The sequence below is a fragment of the Pontibacter pamirensis genome (assembly GCF_010015475.1).
Lineage (GTDB): Bacteria > Bacteroidota > Bacteroidia > Cytophagales > Hymenobacteraceae > Pontibacter > Pontibacter pamirensis.
In genome coordinates this window covers 51,789-69,607 of the sequence record NZ_SSNI01000010.1, presented here as the reverse complement: position 1 = coordinate 69,607, position 17,819 = coordinate 51,789, and the positions used below count along the sequence as shown (strand labels likewise).

Here is a 17,819-nt window from a genome sequence, read left to right as displayed (position 1 = left end):
TATTAGAACTTTATGGAGCAAGTCTCTGAGCAAACACCTCTTATCACCAACGATGCCGTTGTATTAGGCATTTTAGTATTGATTCTGGCTTTCGTTTTCAAAACATCTTCAAGCAAGCACCCTTTTTTCAAGAAGTTCTATTCCGTAGTACCCTCTGTATTGATGTGCTACCTGCTTCCGAGCCTTTTGAATTCTTTTGGTGTGATATCAGGGGAGCAGTCGGGGCTATATCATGTTGCTTCGCGCTACCTGCTGCCAGCCAGTTTGGTGTTGTTCACCGTCAGTCTTGATCTGAAAGAAATCTGGAAATTGCGGCACAAGGCAGGTGTCATGTTTATTACCGGCACCTTCGGTATTCTGATTGGTGGCCCATTGGCAATACTGATTGTATCTTCCTTTGCCCCTGATATAGTAGGAGGGGCAGGACCTAATGCAGTATGGCGGGGCTTAGCCACTATTGCAGGCAGCTGGATTGGAGGTGGTGCTAACCAACTGGCCATGTTCGAAGTGTTTCAGCCTGACCCGAACCTGTTCTCGGCCATGATAGCAGTGGATGTAATTGTGGGAAATATATGGCTGGCATTGTTGCTGTTCGGAGCTGGTAAAGCAGAAAAGCTGGACCGCTTCTTTAAGGCAGACAGTACTGCTGTGAACGAACTGCAGGAGAAAGTGGAGAAGTACAGGCTCAGCATCATGCGCATCCCCACCATGCCTGACACCATGATGGTGATAGGAGTGGGCCTGGGCATTACGGGTATCTCACATTTTTTTGCCGATATCATTGCCCCCTGGATTGAGACAAACGCGCCTTACCTGGAGCAGTTCAGCCTTACCTCCGGCTTTTTCTGGCTGGTAGTTATCGCCACCACGCTGGGTGTGCTGTTGTCTTTTACCAAAGCCCGTGAGTTGGAGGGAGTAGGGGCCTCGCGTATTGGTTCAGTTTTCCTGTACCTGCTGGTGGCCACCATTGGCATGCAAATGGACATCACCGCTATTGTAAGCCAGCCCGGCCTGTTCCTGATCGGCTTTATCTGGGTTATCATTCATTTAATTTTGTTGGTCATAGTTGGAAGGCTTATCAGAGCACCCTTCTTTTTCCTGGCGGTGGGAAGTGAGGCGAACATTGGAGGCGCGGCATCTGCGCCCATCATCGCTAGTGCTTTTCATCCTGCGCTGGCTCCGGTTGGTGTGCTCCTGGCTATTTTCGGGTATGCTATTGGAACTTACGCTGCCTATCTATGCGGTATACTGATGCAGATGGTGGCCCCATAGTTGAAGAATGAACTGCATACCCCAAAGAATTCGTTTAAGCGTTATACCTACTCCCGTTACTCATGCAAAAGAGTCCATTTATACTTCTGTTATCCTTTCTGATATCATGTGCTGCCTGCAGTACCACGCTGCAAACTTCAGCTCCGGAGGCGGGTGCCTTACAGCCTCACGTGGATGCTGTACGCCAGCAGTATGCGCCTGATAAGCGTGTAGCATTGTTCCAGGTGGAGCAGCATGGCAGTGTGCTTCGTGGTGAGACTAATATGCCCGAGGCGAAAGAAGCTTTGCTGAAGCAGCTTCAGGTAGCAAATCTACCCTATGTGGATAGCATACAGGTGCTGCCAGAGGCAGAACTGGGAGGAGAGCATCAGGCAGTTGTTACCATTTCGGTGGCTAACCTGCGCTCTCAGCCCAAGCATTCAGCGGAGCTGGCTACGCAGGCTACTATGGGTACACCGCTTCAGGTCTGGAAAAAAGACGGTAGCTGGTACCTGGTGCAGACGCCGGATAAGTATTTAGCTTGGGTAGATGAAGGAGGGATTACGCTTATGAACAGTAGCAGTTTCAATAATTGGCAAGATGGCAGTAAACTACTTTACACCAACCCTTACGGATTTGCCTATGCAACGCCAGATGCTGCAGGAGCTACCGTTTCTGACCTGGTGTATGGCGATGTGATGTTGTTAGAGGAGCAGGCGCAGGATTTTTACAAAGTTGCTTTTCCGGACGGGCGTATAGGGTATGTGCCGGTTAGCAGCGCCATCAGGTATAAAGATTGGGTGTCCAGCCGCCAGCCAACAGAAGAGAACCTGGTACAGACAAGCAAGGGACTCCTCGGGCTGCCATACCTATGGGGTGGTACCTCTTTCAAAGGTGTAGACTGCAGTGGTTTTACCAAAACAGTATATTTCATGAATGGGCTGGTGTTACCGCGCGATGCTTCGCAGCAGGTGCACTTAGGCGAACTTGTGGATACCTCAGAAGGCTGGGAGAACATGCGCCCCGGTGATTTACTGTTTTTTGGTGTGCCTGCCAAAGACGGTAAGGCAGAGCGCGTGGTGCATGTGGGCATGTGGATTGGCGGCGATCAGGAGTTTATCCATTCTTCCGGAAAAGTGCGTGTCAGCAGTATGAACCCAGCCTCTCAGAATTTTGAAGAGAGTGAGTTGAAGCGCTTCCTGCGGGCAAAGCGCGTTTCTCCAAAGGAAACGCTAGATCTCCGCACTGCTTCGCTTTATGAGTAGGCTTGTTCAAAGCTTTTCGTTCCTGTTGTCCTGCAAATGAATTTGTGAGTGACCTGCAAATAAACGTACTCATTCGGATTATTAATCCTCCTCAGGTTGATACAAGGACAATGGCCTAAGCGAGTCTGGAGACTCTCACCCACTGCACGTCACGGGATGGATTCCCGCGCCAGGTCAGCAACTGCTGCTCTGCTGCTCTTCCAGACATCCATGTCTGGAAGTTTTCTGCCGGGGGACATCCTTGTCCCCGTTGGTTGCCTTTTCTTAACGGCTACAATCAAAATGCAAATCTCCCATGCTCCAAGTTGAAAACTTGAAGAAAGGGTAATGTATAGGGCTTGTCTATGTTAAACTTGTGTCATGTTCATAGCATAGTCTTCTTAATGAAAGAACAGATAAGCTATAAAGATGGCGGCAATAACGCCCGCTAAGTCTGCTATAAGGCCGCAGGTAAGCGCATACCTTGTTTTCCGGACACCTACAGAGCCAAAGTAGACAGCCAGCACATAAAAGGTCGTTTCTGTAGAACCTTGAATAGAGGCAGCCAGGCGTCCCACAAAAGAATCTACGCCGTAAGTATTCATGGCTTCCACCATCATACCTCGCGCTCCGCTACCACTCAGAGGCTTCATAAACGCAACCGGTAAGGCCGGGACAAAGTCAGTATTCAAGCCTGCTGCGGCAATAAGAAAGCCTAATCCATCTACTAGCAAATCCAACGCGCCCGAGGCTCGAAAAACTCCTATGGCTACGAGAATGGCAACTAAGTAAGGTATGATGGTGATGGCAACGGAGAATCCTTCTTTTGCGCCTTCAATAAAAGCTTCGTACACATTTACCTTCCGGATTAAGGCCAGCGTGATAAAAGAGACAATGATGGAGAACAGAATCACGTTACTGGCAACCATAGAGATGACGCTGATCTGCTCCTGCGGAATAGTGCTGAAGTAGTAAATTAGTCCGCCAATTAACAGCCCCAGGGTGCCCAGGTACGCCAGTATGACTGGGTTCAACAGGTTGATGCGCTGGTAAAACGTCACGGCCAGCAAACCTGACATAGTAGAGAAAAAGGTGGCCAGCAGAATCGGGATAAAAATATCAGAGGGGTCGGCGGCTCCCAGTTGCGCCCGGAACACCATGATGCTGATAGGGATAATGGTCAGGCCGGAAGTGTTTAGCACCAGGAACATGATCTGGGGATTGGAAGCGGTGTCTTCACTGGGATTCAGTTCCTGCATTTCCTTCATTGCTTTCAGGCCGAGCGGCGTGGCGGCATTGTCCAAGCCCAGCATATTGGCGGAAAAGTTCATCAGGATGGAGCCAAACACAGGGTGGTTTCTCGGGATGTCAGGAAACAGGCGGTTAAAGAAGGGGCCTACTATTTTCGCAAAAATGGCGATGATGCCTCCGCGCTCACCAACCTTCATCAAGCCGAGCCACAGCGTCATCACGCCGGTGAGGCCCAGCGATATTTCAAAGCCAAGTTTGGCATTATCGAACGTGCTGGTGACAAGCTCCTGAAAAATACCGGTATTCTGAAAAAAGATAAGCTGAAATAAAGCAATGCAAAAAGCAATCAGGAAGAAACCTGCCCACAGATAATTAAGAACCATGCAAATTTAGATCGGTATGGAATGAGCCTGTAAGATACAAAGCCATCCATCATAAAAAAACCACCGGCTTTAGAAGTATAGCCAGTGGTTGATGTAGTTTTTATCACTGCGTTCATTTCACCTCATGTCAGGTGAAAGGCGATGCTGTAAAACTTCATGGTTATAGCACCAGGCCATGAAAAAGAGCGGGTTTGTCACCTTGCAGGTTGTATACAAAACCATTCACGATAGCATATTTCACTTTGCCGTCAGCACCTTTTAGTACAAAGTTAGCACCGCCTTCCAGCCGGAGTGTATGGTTGATCTTGCTGTTCAGGGCTGTTACATTCAGTGGCAAGTCAGAAGGAGTAATATTGGCGGAAGACAGTTTCTCTACCCGTACGGTGGTATAGCCATCTAATAGCAACTCCCGGGTTCGCTCCGGTGTCAGGGCTGCAATGCTTTTGAAGGGTTTGCTGTATACCTTGCCCGGCACCAGTGTCAGGCCTTTACCGTCGATATCCTCATAGCCGTAGAAAACGCTCATGTCACCAATCTCCTGTACACTGCTGCGGTGATAGAAGCCTTTGTCGTTAGGAGAGGGTACCTCATCGCGGATGATCCCAAAGTCAAGGAGAATGTTCATGTTGTTGTCTTCATAACGCACGTTCCGCACCACTACATCGTACAGGTAGCGCTCGTTTTCTGGTATCCTGTAATAATCTTCTAAGGCATAATTGGTATAGCCGTTTTCTGCAATCAGGTGCAGCGCAGAAACGATAGATGCAAAATTGAGCTGGCGGATGAGCTGCTTTTCCGGGTCGTCCTGGTATCCGCCAGATTCAATCAGGATAACACTGGTGCCCCATTTCTGTATATTGTCGCCAAAGGCCCGTGGCTCGTGCTCATCAGAGTACTTGGCCACCTGCCCCGGTATCAGTTGCTGCAACGCTTCGTTCATGCCTACAATGGTGCGCATGGCCCGGTCGCGGACGGTGTTTACGGTTTGGGCATGATCAAAAGCGGGAGCGAGAAATGAAATGGTAGCGGGTTTGGAGGTGGTGCCAACCGTATAGTGGCGGCTCTGGTCGTGCAAATTAAATCCGAACTCAGGGTTAAGGCTGTCGCGTAGGCTTTTAAGCAACTGTGCTTCCGGGCTTTGCAAGCGCAGTGCATCCCTGTTCAGATCTAGTTGCAGTGCGTTCCTGCGTTTGAATTGCTCTGCACCGTCCGGGTTCAGCATGGGCACGATGTAAAGCGTCAGATTCTGAAGAATCTGCTGCCGGACAGGGTCTAGTTGATCAGACTGCTGCAGGAAATTGAAAAGATCAAACAGCGCCATAGTAGCAGTGGACTCATCACCATGCATCTGGGACCAGAGCATGACCTTGATTTCACCTGTACCAGCTTTCACCAGGTACAAATCACGCTCTTCCACGGACTTGCCAACTACCTCCACCTCAAACAGCGGGTGCTGCTTCAGTTTCTCCAGAAGCGGCACAATATCCTGGTGCTTAAACCTCCGGTTCTGAATAGCGGGTTCTTTGTAAGTCGAATGCTGTTTAAAAGCTTGCTGCGCTACTTCGGTACTGGGAATTGTCTGGCACTGCGCTTCGAAAAGTGTCATGAACAGGAGTATGAGAATTAAGAATCTTTGCATCAGCCACAGGTTTTTAAATGGCTCTATTTTACGACAAGTTAGTAAAGATGCCTGGTTAACGCAGCAGCAATTCAAATCTTTTATATGTATGAGGTATGTATGGTTAAAGTAGGAGGTAGACTTGGAGCGTGGCTGCTGGTTTTTGTATGCCGTATGGCAATGGCGAGAAAGTGAGCGGATTTTGTGAAGCTGCAGGAAGTATGGCGCTTATGCTGAGTGTAAGGAGCACGTTTGAATGTAGATGAGGAGTTAAGCGGTCACGGCCTCTGATATATCTATCATCTGCAGGTACGGTTCCAGCTTTTCCCCGCTTCTAAAGCCAGTGGTGCAGGCAAGTGTGCCGGCAACAGGATTATACCACACTTCAACAAAGAAATTCCCCATGTGGTAGAGCGCCACATAATAGTCTGCCTCTGACCGTATAGCCAGGAAAGTGCCATATACCCAGACTGCTTCTGCTCTTACGTCTGAGGTCATGAAATGAAAGTCAGTTAGGTCCATGACAGCGATTTACTTTTAGTGCTAATAAGATAAAGGTCAAAAAGCTACTTTAAACTAAAAAATGTATGCTATTATATAAATGTTAATTTGTACTGATAAAAGAGGTAAGCTGCTGGAACCTTAATAGCATGAGGAGAGCCTGTGGGGCAGGAAATTCAACTCACTATCGCTAAGGTTTAGAGTGTAAGTGTTTTACGCGTATGAATATAAAAAGTTGAATATTGGTTATCCTTTGGTTTTGACAAGTAATATTCTCTCATGTATTCTTTAGGTGAGGCTATATCACGGGCCAGCATGAGACCTGTTTCTCAGTGGCTGAAAAAGCTATACTGCAAACAACTTCCCACTGCTTTTGCTTCTTACAACCCCTTTCTTATCCTATGGCTTAACATGTATGGAGGGAACATGTTGTTTAGCCGGGAAGTATAAGGTTACGATTAACAATAAGTATACATGATTCGGAATAATATGAAATGGATTTTAGGAACCTTGGCAGCGGGTGCAACCGGCCTGCTGCTACTGGACGCTTTAATCCTGGAGAAGTACTTTTTTAAAGTGAAAGTGTTTAATATCGGGAATAAGGGAGGCAGCAAAAAACTTAAGCTTGTCCTGCTGACGGACTTGCACATCAGGCAATTTTTACTTCCCCAGTACCACAGATTGGCGGCAAAGGTAAACGAACTTCAGCCAGACCTTATCATAATTACAGGCGACACGCTTGACTCCACTGGTAAGGTGGAGCCTATGGATGAATTTTTGAGTCTGCTCCATCGGCATACAACGAAAGTAGCTATTCCCGGAAACAACGACTACAAGGCAGACAGAAGCCTACAGCATGTAAAGGCTGCCTATGAAAAGCATCATGTTGATTTACTGGTCAACAAATCGAAAGCATACACTGTCCGAGACACCCGCATCATGGTGACCGGTTTAGACGATTTTATTGAAGGTGATAGCCGTTTTAAGGCTGCAGTGAAGGAGATAGGACGTGAAGAGCACCATTTGCTGCTTATTCATAGTCCGCTTCAGCAGGAAGCTGTTAAAGAGAAGATGGCGGAGATAAACAAGGAACGTCGCGTTTCTGAGCAGCTGAATATCCGCTATATCTTTGCAGGACATACACACGGCGGACAGATAAGGCTACCAGGCTATGTACCGGTGTTACCCGGTATGTCTGGTGACTATGTAAATGGCTGGTATAACGCCAGCGCACCTTACCTCTATGTGTCGAAAGGCTTTGGTACGTCTACTATTCCTTTGCGCTTTGATGCAAGGTCGGAGATAATACTTTTTAATTATCATGTTTAAAAGGGTGACAGTTTCTTGAGGTTTTCCCGTGGAACGAATGAAGCGTATAAAAAACAATCTACCGGTATTAAACGCTGCAGCAGGTTGAATAACAGGCTGAAATGTGGTTACTTTGCAGCCTTATGCAATTGTCTATTACATCATTGAACTCTGGTAGCAACGGGAACTGCTATTATATCGGGAACGGGAGAGAGGCCATTTTAGTGGATGCGGGTATTTCCTGCCGCGAAACAGAAAAGCGGATGAAGCGCCTGGGGCTTTCTATGAGCAAGGTGAAGGCAATATTCGTTTCGCACGAGCACTCCGATCACATCAAAGGCATTCCGGTGCTGGCAAAGAAATACCAGCTGCCGGTCTACATTACCCCCGGTACACTGCAAGGGTGCAGGCTAAGTTTCGACGGAGTTTCTGTGCAGTCTTTTCAGGCCCATGAGCCGATGCAAATCGGCAAACTCTCTGTTACAGCTTTCCCTAAATACCACGATGCCGCAGACCCGCACAGTTTTGTGGTGGATTGCCAGGGTATAAAGATTGGCGTATTTACAGATATTGGAGCACCCTGCGATCAGCTCATATCTCATTTCGGGCAGTGCCATGCGGCCTTTCTGGAAGCCAACTATGATGACGAACTGCTGGACCGGGGGCATTACCCCTATTATCTCAAGAAACGGATTAGAGGAGGGAAAGGGCATCTTTCCAACAGGCAGGCTCTTGCGCTGTTTGCTGCCTACAAACCTTCTTTTATGAGCCATGTGCTGCTTTCTCACCTTTCAAAAGACAATAATTGCCCTAATCTGGTGAAGAAACTGTTTACCACACACTCCCATGGAACTGAGGTTGTCGTTGCATCCCGTTTTGAGGAAACACCGGTTTACAATGTTGTATATGCTGAGGGGGCTCCTTCAAAAGCCATAGTGAGACACGGAACACAAACCAGCTTATTTGACCTTCCCGTATAAACCAGAAGCAACCGGCTCTGACAATATTAAAATAGAAAACAAATGAAAGATACTACGAAAGCGTTCCTGTTTGATTTGAACGGAACCATAATTGATGATATGCACTATCATGCCGAAGCATGGCATCAGATACTGACAAATGACTTAGGCGCTGATTTAACCTGGGATGAGGTGAAAGTGCAGATGTATGGGAAGAACCGTGAGGTACTAAATCGCATTTTTGGCGAAGACCATTTTTCAGACGAAAAAGCGGATAAATTGTCCGTGAAAAAAGAAAGATATTACCAGGAAGCTTACAAACCGCACCTGGAGCTGATTAACGGCCTGAAAAGTTTCATGGCAGAAGCCGCCGCACATAACATTAAAATGGCTGTTGCATCAGCTGCCATTGCCGATAACATTGATTTTATTGTCGATAACACAGGCATACGGCAATATTTTGATGCTTTGGTAAGCGCTGATGACGTGAAGAGTAGCAAGCCAGACCCGGAAACTTTTCTGAAGGCTGCCGAAAAGCTAGGAATAGCTCCGGAAGACTGCATTGTGTTTGAGGATGCGCCAAAAGGAGTAGAGGCAGCACAGAATGCTGGAATGAAATGCATTGTTATCACCACAGCACATCCCAAAGAAGACTTTGAGCAGTACGATAATGTGGTGGGCTATATACAAGACTATGAAGATGTGCTAATCAAAAATTTCTTTAATAAAAACAAAAAGTAAAGCGCAAGGTGTACCAGGGCAACTAATATGAACCTGGCACCGGAATCCATCCCGGGACGTGCAGTGGGTAGCGCGTCTTTTGATTACCCATAAAAGAAGAAAGCAGGCCGAACGGCCTGCTTTCTTCTTTTATAAAAAGAGTATGTCTCTATCCTTTGTTCAGTTGGTAGTATACTTCACTCCAGCGTAGCTCGTTCTGTAACTGGCGCAGGCGTGTCTCCTTATCAATAGTCACGCACTCTATACCGGCTATGTCAGCGAAATCCTGCAGCTGCTCTGAGCTCAGGTTTTGGCTGTAGCAGGTATGGTGGGCACCTCCGGCCAGTATCCAGGCGGCACAGCCTGTCTTCATATCTGGGTATGGTTTCCAGAGCACACGCGCCACCGGCAGGTTTGGTAGGTCATGCTGCGGCTCCACGGCCTCTACTTCATTCACGAGCAGGCGGAAGCGGTTGCCCATATCCACGATGGAGGCATTAAGTGCCGGACCACCGGCCACATTGAACACCAGGCGCACCGGATCAGCCTTGCCACCGATGCCCAACGGGTGCACTTCGCAGGAAGCCTTTCCGCTGGCAATAGATTCATCTATCTCCAGCATGTGCGAGCCCAGCACCAATTGGTTGTTTGGGTCGAAGTGGTAAGTATAGTCTTCCATAAACGCGTTGCCGCCTTCCAGGCCGCTTCCCATTACTTTCATGGCGCGTACCAACGCGGCTGTTTTCCAGTCGCCTTCGCCGGCAAAGCCATAGCCCTGGCCCATCAGGCGCTGGGCTGCAATGCCTGGCAACTGCTTCATGCCGTGCAGGTCTTCAAAAGTATCCGTAAAGCCTTTGAAGTTGCCTTCCTCCAGGAACGTGCGCAGGCCAATCTCAATTTTAGCGGCATCGCGCAGGTTCTGGTACTGCTCACCGCCTTTGCGCAGTGCTTCTACCACCGTATAGCGCTCTTCATACTCCTGCGTCAGCGCATCCACAGACTGGTCGCTGATCTCGTTTATTACTTTTACAAGGTCACCGATGCCATATGTGTTCACAGAGAAGCCGAACTTCATCTCAGCCTCTACCTTGTCGCCTTCAGTTACGGCTACATAACGCATGTTGTCGCCGAAGCGGGCAAACTTAGCGCCCTGCCAGTCGTGCCAGCCGCAGGCTACACGGCTCCAGGCGCCAATCTGCTCCCGCACCGAATCTTCTTCCCAATGGCCCACCACAACTTTGCGGTTGATGCGCATCCTGGACACCATAAACCCAAATTCGCGGTCGCCGTGCGCACTCTGGTTCAGGTTCATGAAATCCATGTCGATGGAGTTCCACGGAATGTCGCGGTTAAACTGCGTGTGCAGGTGCAGGAGTGGCTTTTTTAGGATTTTCAGGCCGCCAATCCACATTTTGGCAGGGGAGAAGGTGTGCATCCAGGCTACAACGCCCACACAATTCTCCGCTACGTTCGCATCCTGGCAGATGCTGTAAATTTCCTCTGTCGTTTTTACAACCGGTTTAAAAACAACGCTTACCGGAACCTGACCCGCCTGGCCTAAGCCATCGGCAATCTGCTGCGAGTGTTCTGCCACCTGGCGCAGGGTTTCTTCCCCATACAAATGCTGGCTGCCCGTCACGAACCAGATTTCGAATTTTTTAAGATCTATCATATGATTAAGTGTGTTTTATACAATAATGTTTAAAATCAAAAAGAAGGCGTTGCTACAGAAACGTGCAACGCCTTCTTAAGTTATTTGCTTAGTACCAGAAGAAGTAGTAAAGCAGACCGATGATGAGTATGATACCGGCTGCGCCTATGTTGAACGGTGTTCCTGTATTAAACAGCACAGGGTCCGAAACAATGGCTTTTTTGTCGGCTACTGTCATTTTAGCATTCGTGTAAAGAATGATGCCCAGCATAATAAAGAAAACACCAAGGAAGTAAGCAGACTCTATTCCTATGTAGCTGTATTCTCCAACAAGCACCGCAGTTCCTATCAATGTAATAACACCTAGTGCGAGGAAGAAGTAAGAGAACCCGGCAATTTTTCGCTGCCTTGCCGGCTCAGGAAGCGCAACGCTTACCTTATGGCCCTTCTCCATAAAGGAGATAACAGAGGCGATAACGCAGAGGATGATGAACACATACCCCATACGCATCAGGAACGGCATATCAGGAGCTGTAATCTTAAAGAGGATACCAGCCGGAATGGTAGCAATGGCAGTCCAAAGGGCTGCGTTAGGCGTAATCTGCGTCCAGAACAGTCCCATACCAAACACCACCAGCACACCCGGATAAATATAACCAGTATATTCCTGTATGTACTGGAACACCTGGTCAAGCGAACTTAACTGAGGAGCCACGGTCATGGCAATAAAGAGTGCAACAACTGCCACAATCCTACCTGCTCTTACCAGTTGACGGCCTGTTGCATCCGGCTTAAAGTAAGGGCGGTAAATGTCCATTGTGAAAATGGTAGAGGTACTGTTTACCATAGAAGCAAGCGAAGAAACGATGGCTGCGGCCAGTGCGGCAAAGGCCAAACCTCTCACACCTGATGGCACAAAGTTCTTCAGCAACCAGGGGTAAGCCTGGTCTGACTTCTGTATAGTGCCTACTGCCTCTGGCGTAGTGTTAAGTACCGCTGCCAGTTGTTCAGGAGAATACTCATTAATCAACACATAAGCAGCTATACCAGGTATAACCACAATAAAAGGCATTAGAATTTTCAGGTAACCGGCAAAGAGAAGGCCCCGCTTCGCTTCGTTTATACTTTTGGCTGCAAGGCCCTTCTGAATGATGTACTGGTTAAAGCCCCAGTAACCCAGGTTAGTGGCCCACATGGCTCCCACAATCACAGCTACACCCGGAAGGTCTTTGAAGGCATCTCTTAGGCCCCCGTCCCCATCCGGCACCATAATGTGTCCTTCCGGAACAATAAGGGTAAAGTGTTCGCGGGCGCTCTCATAAAGATTTCCCAGACCTGCAAAAATTCCTTCTCCGGCTCCTACAGCGTCCAGTGCCAGGAACGTAGTAACAAGGCCCCCGCCAATCAGTACCACCACCTGTACTACGTCTGTCCAGGCTACTGCCTCCAGTCCTCCGTAGATGGAGTAGATTCCGGAGAAAAGTAACACCCCGATAATGCCGTATACAAGCGGAACACCCATCATCTGCTCCAGTGCAAGGGCACCAAGGTAACTCACAGATGTAAGGTTCACGAACACGTACACCAGCAGCCAGAAAACAGCGAATGCCGTACTCACGCCCCGGTTGAAACGTTCGTTCAGGAATTGCGGCATCGTGTAAATGCCCCTTTCAATGAAAACAGGCAGGAAGTATTTTGCCACAATAATAAGGGCAACAGCTGCCAGCCACTCATAGGCAGAGATGGCAAGGCCGATGGCATAGCCGGAACCGGAGGTTCCGATAAAGTGCTCAGCAGAAATGTTGGCGGCGATAAGAGAGGCACCTACTGCCCACCAGGTAAGGGATTTATCTGCCAGGAAGTACTCCTGGGCAGTTTTTTCAGTACCTTCTTTTGTACGCGATACCCACAGTCCCATAAAAAGAATGATGATAGCGTACACGATGAAGATTACATAATCAAGTGTAGAGAATCCGACGGTCATTTAATGATGGTTTAGTTTAGAGCCCTCAATATAATAGAATTATATTTTTCAGGAATATACTTATGCTATATATTATGAAAGAAACCTGCTACTGACCGTAGTAGGAGTCCGGTCCGTGCTTGCGCTCATAGTGCTTCTTAATAAGCGAACCCTGTAAGCGCGGCACATCTCCCCTGATTTGCTCTGTCAGGTAGGCCATGCGGGCCACCTCTTCTACCACAGCACTATTGTACACCGCCTTTTTGGCTGTTTTGCCCCAGGTAAAGGGTGCATGGTTGCCTACCAGCACCATCTCCACTTCTTCGTAGTTCATGCCCTTTTCCTTCAGGTAATTCATTATCTGGAAACCGGTTTCATACTCATAGTTACCCTGTATCATCTCGTCGCTCATAGGCGGGGCGCAGGGGATGTCTACGGTGTTATGGTCGGCGTGCGTGGTGCCGTAAATTGGAATGTCGCGCTGCGCCTGTGCCCAGGAAGTGGCATAGGTGGAGTGGGTATGCACAATACCTCCAATTTTCTCCCAGTGCTTGTAAAGCACCGCGTGTGTTTTGGTGTCGGAAGATGGACGTAGTTTTCCCTCCACGGTGTTACCGTCGAAATCAACAATTACCATGCTGTCTACAGTAAGGTCCTCGTAAGGCACACCGCTTGGTTTGATGGCGAATACGCCCTGTTCTCTGTCGGCGGCGCTTACGTTTCCGAAGGTGAAGAGCACAAGGCCCAGCTTTGGCAGCTGCATGTTAGCCTCATATGCTTCTTCCTGTATATGTCTGTACTTGCTCATGATTTAAGATGGATTCTGTCTTACAACTTTTTCCTGCACGTCTGTTGGCGCTGGCTTCTCAAGCACTGTCTCCTGCTCAACCAAAGCACCGTGGGCCTGGTACTGGAGGTATCGTTCCGCATAAATCTTCGTGCGCTCCGGGTTCGGTGTATACTCCGCATCAAAGCCTTGACCCATGGCAGCCATGGCAGCCTCCACGCGCGGGTAAATACCGGCAGCGGTGGCGGCAAACATGGCGGCTCCAATGGCACAGGTCTGCTCTGAACGGTGAATACGAATTGGCATGTCCATTACGTCTGCCATCATCTGCATGATAAACGGTGATTTTCGGGCCACACCGCCCATGCCAATCAGCCCCTTCACCGGAATTCCCTGCTCTTTAAAGCGGTCTACTATACTTTTCGCGCCAAAGCAGGTAGCTTCTACCAAGGCTCTGAATACGCGTGGCGCATCACTTCCCAAACCTAAACCAAAGATAGCGCCTTTCAGCACCTGGTTGGCATCAGGTGTGCGGCGGCCGTTAAACCAGTCTATGGCAAACTCGCCCTCTTCGGAGAGCGGCAGTTGCTCTGCCTGTTTAGTCAGCTCAGGTATAATTTTATCAGATATTTCCTGTACAAGTGCCTCGGCTGTTTCTGGGGAAATAATCTGAGATTGGGAGAGAAGACTTTGCACCGGCCACAGCAGTAGCTTCCTAAACCAGGCATAGGTATCGCCGAAGGCAGACTGACCCGCTTCGAGGCCCATCATGCCCGGAATAACCGAACCAGGTACCTGGCCGCAGATACCACGCACCAGCGTGTCTGCCACTTCTTCTGTAGGGGCTACCAGCATGTCGCAGGTAGAGGTGCCCATTACTTTGCTGAGGTAGTATGGCTCAATTTGGCCTCCCACAGCGCCCATGTGTGCGTCGAATGCGCCTACGCCCACCACTACATCCGTAGAAAGGCCCAGTCTGTCTGCCCATTCCTGGCTCAGTTTGCCGGCAGGCTGGTCGGAAGGGTAGGCATCTTTGAAAAGCCTGTCGGTGAACCCTTGCAGAAGCGGGTCCAGGGAAGAAAAGAACTCCTCCGGCGGCAGCCCTCCAAATTCTTTTGCCCAAAGGGCCTTGTGGCCGGCAGCACACACGCTGCGCTTCATCTGCATCACATCGTTGCCGCCCATCAGCAGGAAAGTCATCCAATCGCAATGCTCCACCCAGGAGTAGCAGGCGTTGCGCACCTGCTCATCCACCCGCAGAATGTGCAGCAATTTTGCCCAAAACCATTCGGAAGAGTAGACACCGCCCACATACTGCAGATAGTTGGTGTCGAATCCAACGGCATGCGCATTAATTTGCTCTGCTTCCTTCACAGACGTATGGTCTTTCCAGAGGATGAACATGGCGTTGGGGTTACTTTCGAATTCAGGGAGCAACGCAAGGGGAGTACCCGTTTTATCTACGGCCACAGGGGTAGAACCGGTGGTGTCGACAGAAATGCCTTTTATGGCGGAGGCCGGCACTTTGTCTCCGGCCTGGGCGAGGCAGTCCTTAACTGTCTGCTCCAGTCCTTCCACATAATCCAGTGGGTGCTGCCGGAACTGTTGCTTCTCAGCTACACAGTAATCCCCCTTTTTCCAACGGGGGTAATAGTAAACCGAAGAGGAAACTTCCTGCCCGTTCAGGGCATTTACAAGTACAGAGCGTACGGAATCAGTGCCGTAATCTACCCCGATAACATATAAGTCTTTTGTCACAATGCTTAGCTTTATATATAATTGTGTCAAATTAACACTTAAAATGCGAAATAAAAAACTTGTCGCCTTAATCTGTTATTTCAAGCGTATCAAGAAGTCAGGAATTTTTCCGGATTAGGGATAAATTTGAGGAAGGCCTGGAAATCATCCAGGTACTTATGCTGGTCCAGTTTGTAATAAAAAGCCCCTTTTTTAGAGTTTTCCTTGTCTTTTTCCTGTTGCTTCACAAACAAGCCGGTAGATAAAAGTTTACGGTTGAAGTTTCTTTTGTCAAAGTTCGTGTCATAAAGCCCTTCGTAAAGTGCCTGTAGTTGCGGGAAGGTGAACTTTTCAGGTAAGAGTTCGAACAGGATAGGGTGCAGCGCAGCTTTATAACGGAGCCTGTTCTTGGCCATTTCCACCATTTCGTTGTGATCAAAAATAAGCTCCGGCATCTCATTTAAAGAGAACCACTCCGCATGATACTCTTTGCTGAGCTGCTTTTCATACTTCTGTATATCTACCAGGGCAAAGTAAGTAACGGCAATGGTTCGTTCCACTGGGTCGCGATTAGGCTCTCCGAAGGTGTGTAGTTGCTCCATGTACACATTTTCCAGACCGGTTAATTGCTTCAGGATACGGTCGGCAGCTTTTTTCAGGCTCTCATTAGGCTGAACAAAGCCACCCATCAAGCTCCAGTGCTTTTTTTCCGGCGCAAAGCCTCGCTGTATAAGTAAGAGTTTGTAATGCTCACCATCAAACCCAAAAATGATACAATCGACGGCAACCAATAGTCTCGTCTGGCCTAAGTATTTGATCATGTATAAACTTTTTTCCTAAATGATGCTTCGTATGCACCAACAATTCATGTTTAAGAAATTATTGACAATATAGTTATAAAGTTTACAAATGAAAACGGTAGCCGGCTGCTTCTCCTTATAACATGTGTGATGAAGACTCTTAAAGGAACACAGTTGCTGGGTCTATTCCTGTTCAGGCTTGCTTTCTCCTCCTGCTACAGAAGTCTTGTTGGTTGTTAAGGTACAGAGTGTCTCTTTGTTTAGGTTCAGGTAGCTTTCTGCCTTTCCTTGCAGTCAAAATGAATAGACTTCAGAGAGTCTCAGGCAATAAGCGCGCGTGGACCAGATAGAGGGCAGCGGCTACGACCATAACTATGTTTTAAATGGAGCGGAGGGAGAGAGTTCTCTATCGCACTCCCAAATATAATTTAAAAATAATATTAGAAGCTGCCCGTTCATTTGCTCTGTGCGGCAAACTACACTGTTTTTTATAAGGTGTGGTAACAGAATTAGATTGCGAAGGTGTTATTCTGGCAGTTAAGTGGCCGCATTGGTATAGGTTGTTTAAACAATTGAAATTTTCAGGGAACAGCACATTCAAGTACGCATCTTCTCTAAATTAAGAATATCTTTAAGTTCTGGAACATCACCTATAAAACATGAAAATCAAAAAAGCTGTCATCACCGCGGCTGCCCGTGGCGAGAGGTTATACCCTGTTGCCGATACTATTCAGAAAGCCATGCTTCCGATCATCGATGTAGACGGGCTTCATAAACCGGTTATTCAAATTATTGCAGAAGAAGCCTTTTCCAGTGGTATTGAAGAGCTTTGTGTGATCTGTGCTCCGGGAGACGGGGAGCGTTACATCAGCGCTTTTGCTTCTTTGCGTGATAACCTGGTGAAGTCTTTTAAAGGTGTGGATTGGGCAAAAGAAGAAGCTGAAAAAATAGATCAACTGCTGAGCCGTATTGAGTTTGCAGAGCAAGAGGAACCTTTAGGGTATGGGCATGCCGTATACTGCGCCCGCGAATTTGTAAACAACGAGCCTTTCCTGCTGCTTTTAGGCGATTACCTGTATGTGTCTAACCTGCTTCAGAAACGGTGTGCTGCCCAGTTAGTAGAACTTGCCTCGCAGGAGAACTGCTCAGTATCGGCGGTAAATCCAACTATCGAGCACCAGATAGGCCGCTACGGCACGCTTACCGGGAAACAAATGGCTGGCAAAGCAGGCGTTTACCAGATAGACAATATCATAGAGAAACCCTCTCTGAGTGTGGCGGAACTGGAGTTGCAAACGCCAGGCTTGCGCGTAGGCTATTACCTATGCTTTTTCGGGATGCACGTGTTTACGCCTATTATTTTCGATATACTGGAGAAGCATGTCGCCCGTGATGGCAGCAACATCCTGCTGACGCCAGCGCTGCAGGAACTCGCCGAAACGGACAAATTCCTAGCCCAGGAAGTAAAGGGCAACCGCTATGACCTGAGCAAAAAGCTTGGTTGGTTGCAGGCGCAGATCGCCCTGGGACTGGCAGGGCAGGCACACGACGAGACACTGACGTCCATGGTGGATTTGCTGGCCGAAGCCAACAGCCGGAAGTCTAGTTAGAAAACAAACTGCGGACTGATTTACCCACCTCTGCCC

At 48.4% G+C, this 17,819-nt stretch carries 14 protein-coding genes; 6 read left to right on the top strand and 8 right to left on the bottom strand.

The window, feature by feature from the left end; translation table 11 throughout:
* Nucleotides 1-12: 12 nt before the first annotated feature.
* Together E1919_RS10515 and E1919_RS10510 are read left to right on the top strand one after the other, a co-directional pair.
* A complete protein-coding gene (locus tag E1919_RS10515; RefSeq protein WP_162053351.1) occupies nucleotides 13-1,272 on the top strand; it encodes a DUF819 family protein in 1,260 nt (419 codons plus the stop codon).
* A 62-nt stretch (nucleotides 1,273-1,334) separates the two neighbouring features.
* Nucleotides 1,335-2,516: a C40 family peptidase gene (locus tag E1919_RS10510; protein ID WP_162053350.1), complete on the top strand. Its 1,182-nt coding sequence runs from the start codon at nucleotides 1,335-1,337 to the stop codon at nucleotides 2,514-2,516.
* A gap of 380 nt (nucleotides 2,517-2,896) precedes the next feature.
* Here E1919_RS10510 and E1919_RS10505 read toward each other — a convergent pair whose 3' ends face one another.
* The 3 genes from E1919_RS10505 to E1919_RS10495 form a co-directional block, all read right to left on the bottom strand.
* A complete protein-coding gene (locus E1919_RS10505; RefSeq protein WP_162053349.1) occupies nucleotides 2,897-4,129 on the bottom strand; it encodes a nucleoside recognition domain-containing protein in 1,233 nt (410 codons plus the stop codon).
* A 160-nt stretch (nucleotides 4,130-4,289) separates the two neighbouring features.
* A complete protein-coding gene (locus E1919_RS10500) occupies nucleotides 4,290-5,768 on the bottom strand; it encodes a M14 family metallopeptidase (protein WP_237144242.1) in 1,479 nt (492 codons plus the stop codon).
* A 249-nt stretch (nucleotides 5,769-6,017) separates the two neighbouring features.
* Nucleotides 6,018-6,269: a hypothetical protein gene (locus E1919_RS10495; RefSeq protein ID WP_162053348.1), complete on the bottom strand. Its 252-nt coding sequence runs from the start codon at nucleotides 6,267-6,269 to the stop codon at nucleotides 6,018-6,020.
* A 468-nt stretch (nucleotides 6,270-6,737) separates the two neighbouring features.
* On the opposite strand from E1919_RS10495, the gene E1919_RS10490 reads away from it, so the two are divergent.
* The 3 genes from E1919_RS10490 to E1919_RS10480 all read left to right on the top strand — a co-directional run bounded on the left by E1919_RS10490 (nucleotide 6,738) and on the right by E1919_RS10480 (nucleotide 9,256).
* On the top strand, nucleotides 6,738-7,577 hold the full coding sequence (locus E1919_RS10490) for a metallophosphoesterase (RefSeq protein ID WP_237144240.1): 840 nt from the start codon (nucleotides 6,738-6,740) through the stop codon (nucleotides 7,575-7,577).
* A 122-nt stretch (nucleotides 7,578-7,699) separates the two neighbouring features.
* Nucleotides 7,700-8,536: an MBL fold metallo-hydrolase gene (locus tag E1919_RS10485; RefSeq protein ID WP_162053346.1), complete on the top strand. Its 837-nt coding sequence runs from the start codon at nucleotides 7,700-7,702 to the stop codon at nucleotides 8,534-8,536.
* Nucleotides 8,537-8,578: 42 nt separating this feature from the next.
* On the top strand, nucleotides 8,579-9,256 hold the full coding sequence (locus tag E1919_RS10480) for an HAD family hydrolase (protein ID WP_162053345.1): 678 nt from the start codon (nucleotides 8,579-8,581) through the stop codon (nucleotides 9,254-9,256).
* Nucleotides 9,257-9,404: 148 nt separating this feature from the next.
* Here E1919_RS10480 and araA read toward each other — a convergent pair whose 3' ends face one another.
* From araA to E1919_RS10455, 5 genes are all read right to left on the bottom strand, one after another.
* On the bottom strand, nucleotides 9,405-10,907 hold the full coding sequence (araA, locus tag E1919_RS10475) for an L-arabinose isomerase (RefSeq protein WP_162053344.1): 1,503 nt from the start codon (nucleotides 10,905-10,907) through the stop codon (nucleotides 9,405-9,407).
* A gap of 88 nt (nucleotides 10,908-10,995) precedes the next feature.
* Nucleotides 10,996-12,870 (bottom strand): sodium/sugar symporter, encoded by a 1,875-nt coding sequence (locus E1919_RS10470; RefSeq protein WP_162053343.1) that lies wholly within the window; start codon nucleotides 12,868-12,870, stop codon nucleotides 10,996-10,998.
* Between the two features lie 88 nt (nucleotides 12,871-12,958).
* A complete protein-coding gene (locus E1919_RS10465; protein WP_162053342.1) occupies nucleotides 12,959-13,657 on the bottom strand; it encodes an L-ribulose-5-phosphate 4-epimerase in 699 nt (232 codons plus the stop codon).
* A gap of 3 nt (nucleotides 13,658-13,660) precedes the next feature.
* On the bottom strand, nucleotides 13,661-15,394 hold the full coding sequence (locus tag E1919_RS10460) for a ribulokinase (protein ID WP_162053341.1): 1,734 nt from the start codon (nucleotides 15,392-15,394) through the stop codon (nucleotides 13,661-13,663).
* An 89-nt stretch (nucleotides 15,395-15,483) separates the two neighbouring features.
* Nucleotides 15,484-16,194: an NUDIX hydrolase gene (locus tag E1919_RS10455; protein ID WP_162053340.1), complete on the bottom strand. Its 711-nt coding sequence runs from the start codon at nucleotides 16,192-16,194 to the stop codon at nucleotides 15,484-15,486.
* A gap of 638 nt (nucleotides 16,195-16,832) precedes the next feature.
* Here E1919_RS10455 and E1919_RS10450 point away from each other — a divergent pair.
* Nucleotides 16,833-17,783 (top strand): UTP--glucose-1-phosphate uridylyltransferase, encoded by a 951-nt coding sequence (locus tag E1919_RS10450; protein ID WP_162053339.1) that lies wholly within the window; start codon nucleotides 16,833-16,835, stop codon nucleotides 17,781-17,783.
* The last annotated feature ends 36 nt before the right edge of the window (nucleotides 17,784-17,819 follow it).